Here is a 3,955-nt window from a genome sequence, read left to right on the forward strand (position 1 = left end):
GGCTGAAGGCTGAAGCCTTTTAGGGAAAAGACTCCCGGAAGTCAATATTTTCTTAAAGCGGCCGGAAATTTTGTCCTAAACATAATAGAGAATAACTCTCAGGAATCATCTGTTTCCTTCAGCCTATAGCCTTCAGTCTAATCACCTTTTATTTTGGAGTAGAAAAGCATGAAAACAAATCGTCTTGTTTTAAGTTTGTTTTTAATTTTTTGTCTATCATCTTGCGCTGCAAACATTGAAGTGCTAAAGAAACAGGAAGAAGCATCAAGAAACCTCGGCGAAGCATACATGCAGCAAAGGGATTTTTCTTCAGCGCTGAGGGAATTTCTAAAAGCAGAAAAGATATACTCCAAAGATCCCATTCTTCAAAATGACCTTGGTCTTGCATATATGGCCAAGGATCGGCTGGACCTTGCTGTAAAACACTTTAAGAAAGCAGTGAAATTAAAACCGGATTATGTGCCGGCTAAAAATAATCTGGGAACCGCCTATCTTGCCAAAAAAGAATGGGATGTGGCCATTGCCTGTTTTAAGGAAATTGTTGATGATATCTTATATGCTACACCCCACTTTCCCCTTACAAACCTGGGGTGGGCATATTACAATAAGCAGGAATATGAGGTTGCAGAAAAATATTATCTCGACGCCCTTAAGCTGGAGCCAAATTTTATTATCGCCCTGCGGGGTCTTGGCCGAACCTATATGGCAATGGAAAGAGCAGCGGATGCTGTGGCAATGCTTGAAAAAACAGTGAAAAATTATCCGCGTTCTGCTGAATCATATTTCTACCTGGCAAAGGCATACAGTTTGTCAGGCGAATATAAAAAGGCAATTAATTCTTACAATAAGGTCATTGAGCTTGCACCCGAGAGCTTTCTTGCGGGTGAGGCCCAAAAAGAGGTGGAAAAGATTAAAAGGTTGAGATGAAAATACAGAAAATCCTAAAACAACCCGAAGACAAGTCCCTGGAATTTAAAAAAAGAGATTCCAAAAAACAGACAAAATTTACTGAAAACAGTGGTTGCCTTTGCAAATGGTTCCGGAGGACATATCTATGTTGGTGTAAATGATGACCGTACTATAACAGGCATAAAAGAGGAGCCCTTTGACCTGGAAGAAAAGTTGTCGAGTATCATATATGATTCAATTTCACCCATCCCCAATCTCTTTTTCCAAACAACCACCCTTGAAGATAAAGTTGTTTTTATTGTAAGAGTCTGCTCAACAAACAGGGCACATCTTCAGGGAGCAAAGAGATAGCAAGGAATTTGAATGTCCATCAGAATACAGCCCTGAAGAGACTAAAACAGCTTGAGGAAAAGGGGTTGATTTATAAGCAGGGAAGCGGGCCGCGTGTGAGATATTCTATTTGATGTGAGATCGTGTGAGAATGTGAGATAGATGTGAGATATACATTATCTAATTTCGAATATCAAATGACCAAAACATGTCAGGCGCTTATGCAATATCTATGGCGCTCCACCATGTTTGAAATTTTGAATTTTGGTCATTCGTATTTGTTGAGCGCTGATGCTTCACTTCGTGTCGGATTTCGAGCTTCGTGCTTTGAATTTATTGAAAATTGAATAAGCAAGCAATTTTTGTGAATTTAGTAGATTATCAGCTTAAATGACGTGGACCTGAAAATTCCGGTAGGGACACCCTGTGATATAGAAATTGTGCTATCGGGTACCACCAGCAGACTTGCCTTAAATATAAAGGCTGTGATTCCGCCAAGATAAGGATGGCCTTGGGATTACATTATGTATAACGCCTCAGACCCTGATGTAATCGAAGACGAAATGTTTTCATAAAGATCAAGCCGTTATCCCCGTTCCTAAATGACCATATCCCTGTTCAGATATGGAATCTCCCGGAATATTTGAGGCCTGTCCTGTGATATCCGGCAATTCTTTTTCTCTGCTCAGGGTTCACGCCTGCCTTTTTTGCAAATTCAGGCCATTTGTCAATTGAATCAAGCACCTCGTCAATAATTTCAACTGGTCTTGAAATTGAAATGGAACTGCCGACGTCAATCATATCCGCCACAGTGAAATCATCCCGTTTGCCATTGATGGTCATTTGATGTTGATTGGTCCATTTCCCGGCAGGGTTATGTGAATACATGACATCAAATGCCGGTGACAATTTCCACTGCCCTTGGGGGTACATTAAAAATGCAATGTTTTTTGTATGATCATCCTGATTCCGTCCGATGATGTTGAATACCATCCGTTTATAAAACTGTACGGCTTCTGCTTTTGTCAGCCGAAGCTGCCGCATGACGGAAAAAACCTGTTCGTAGCTGTAAGCTCCGGCCATATTAAAGTCATAATGAGCCAGTCCGCATAAAGACTGTAAATGCAGTTTAACTCCATTACACCGGTCAAATCTTTTTGTGAGAAAATGAGCTCTCCTGTTTTCTTCAAGCAATCGGCAATCGGCCATATCAATCCCCGCAGCCTTTGCCATTAAAGAATATGCATACTCTATTCGCCCGTAGCCCATTGGTTTTCCAAGTTCAATATCATCAACCCCGTCAAATTTTAACAGCCAGTATTCATATCCTTTGGGGACATCAGATTGGCCGGATATAATATTTCCTTCATTGTTCATTGCAATAATTGCTTTGGGCCTTGCACCGCCGGCAGAGGTTCCAACCCTCAAAATATCTAAAATTGCCTCTGAATTTTCTTTTTCTGCGTTTCCAATATCAACATCAAGCTGTGAACGTTCCAGCATTATTTTCTGGACAAGCTCTACCATTGAGGCAATTTCCACAGGAACTGCACGATCAAGCTCATTACTGACAGGCGGTTGAAATTCCAGAGCACCCATACCGCGTTTCTCGGTATAACAAAGACGTTCAATAGGGCTGAAATCAGCGGCTGAACGACCATCCCTTGCCAGCCATGAATTAATTACCTCGTTTCCGAACTTGTCAGGAAGAACATCTGCAAGCAATCCCGGCAGCCCCATAAAGGTTTTCCTGTTCAAACCCGGGAAGCTAAAAATACCATCTCCCCTCAATGCCTCATCCAGCCCCATATGCAAAGGAGAAATATCCATGCCTTTTTTTAAAAAAGAAGGATCATATTCAAAAATTCCATACCCGTTCTTTTCCAGCCATGTCACAGCACCGACTGTGTTTCCCCATAGCTTAATAACTGCAGTATCGACTTTTTTTACCAATCGCTTTGATTTTCCTTTGCTGGTTTAATTCGTTTTCCTGAAGCTCTTTCTCTCTGCTTACCCATTTGAGCCTGCTGCAACGGGCTGATTTGAATATCCGGAATAAAATTATTTAAATTGTCCAGCGCGTGAAGCTCTCGTAATATGCCTATGATGCTTGACAATTTCCCTTTTCCACCTTCCAGTGATTTGATTGCATTCAGCGAAAGCTTTGTGGCTTTGGATAATTCCACCTGCGTCATATTTTTACGCAGCCGAAGTCTTTTGATACGATGGCCGATTTCTTCTCCAATGCCAGTATCGGTCATTGAATAAAGATCCATTATAATATACCTTTTTCGATCTATTAAACCCCAAATTTATATTTTAAAAACTATTTAAAGGCTATTATAATTAATTTAAAACTAAATTGCCAGATTTTTTTATCATAGTGGAATGAGTATGCTTGATATTGAAAATGCAGATGATGTAATGATGGTAAATTCAGGTGGATTGTGTGAACAGTTTGTAGGGCAGCACCCTCTTTATTTAGTGCCTGAACGAAAACCCCGTTCAGGCACGGTTTTGAGTTTTTGGTTTTGAGTTTTGAGTTAAAAAAGAAAGCAATCTTAGCGAGTTGGAAATCTCTAAACAAAATTGAAAAACTATATTTCGGGGTTTTCGTTCAGACACTATTTAAATGAATATTATAAAAAACCGGAATTGTATTACTGGGTACGAGAGGCAAAAAGCTCTTCGTCTAAGGTGTTGATTTATCTGTTCG

At 40.3% G+C, this 3,955-nt stretch carries 5 protein-coding genes and 1 pseudogene; 4 read left to right on the forward strand and 2 right to left on the reverse strand.

Going from position 1 to position 3,955, the window contains the following annotated elements; genetic code table 11:
• The first annotated feature begins 168 nt into the window (after positions 1-168).
• The 3 genes and pseudogenes from QAI40_RS16970 (at position 169) to QAI40_RS17260 (ending at position 1,373) form a co-directional block, all read left to right on the forward strand.
• Positions 169-927 carry a tetratricopeptide repeat protein gene (locus QAI40_RS16970; protein ID WP_304511918.1) on the forward strand — a complete coding sequence of 253 codons (759 nt, stop codon included), beginning with the start codon at positions 169-171 and terminating at the stop codon, positions 925-927.
• Positions 928-978: 51 nt separating this feature from the next.
• A pseudogene (locus QAI40_RS16975) lies at positions 979-1,260 on the forward strand (AlbA family DNA-binding domain-containing protein); the annotation flags it as partial.
• An 8-nt stretch (positions 1,261-1,268) separates the two neighbouring features.
• Positions 1,269-1,373, forward strand: coding sequence for a hypothetical protein (locus tag QAI40_RS17260; protein ID WP_367278913.1), 105 nt, complete (start codon positions 1,269-1,271; stop codon positions 1,371-1,373).
• 484 nt (positions 1,374-1,857) lie between these two features.
• Here the strand turns inward: QAI40_RS17260 and QAI40_RS16980 are convergent, their stop codons facing one another.
• Positions 1,858-3,192 (reverse strand): type II toxin-antitoxin system HipA family toxin, encoded by a 1,335-nt coding sequence (locus QAI40_RS16980; protein WP_299983967.1) that lies wholly within the window; start codon positions 3,190-3,192, stop codon positions 1,858-1,860.
• Positions 3,186-3,515 carry a hypothetical protein gene (locus QAI40_RS16985; RefSeq protein WP_304511919.1) on the reverse strand — a complete coding sequence of 110 codons (330 nt, stop codon included), beginning with the start codon at positions 3,513-3,515 and terminating at the stop codon, positions 3,186-3,188. The genes QAI40_RS16980 and QAI40_RS16985 overlap by 7 nt, the downstream gene beginning before the upstream one ends.
• A 118-nt stretch (positions 3,516-3,633) precedes the next feature.
• Between QAI40_RS16985 and QAI40_RS16990 the strand changes: the two genes are divergently transcribed.
• A complete protein-coding gene (locus QAI40_RS16990; protein WP_304511920.1) occupies positions 3,634-3,774 on the forward strand; it encodes a hypothetical protein in 141 nt (46 codons plus the stop codon).
• The last annotated feature ends 181 nt before the right edge of the window (positions 3,775-3,955 follow it).

This window comes from Desulfobacula sp., assembly GCF_030611305.1.
In the GTDB taxonomy this organism is placed as follows: Bacteria; Desulfobacterota; Desulfobacteria; order Desulfobacterales; family Desulfobacteraceae; genus Desulfobacula.

Excerpts from the sequence above, each read along its gene's own strand:
- QAI40_RS16985 (WP_304511919.1), bottom strand. The coding sequence starts at position 3,515 with ATGGATCTTTATTCAATGACCGATACTGGCATTGGAGAAGAAATCGGC.
- QAI40_RS16990 (WP_304511920.1), top strand. The coding sequence starts at position 3,634 with ATGCTTGATATTGAAAATGCAGATGATGTAATGATGGTAAATTCAGGT.
- QAI40_RS16970 (WP_304511918.1), top strand. The coding sequence starts at position 169 with ATGAAAACAAATCGTCTTGTTTTAAGTTTGTTTTTAATTTTTTGTCTA.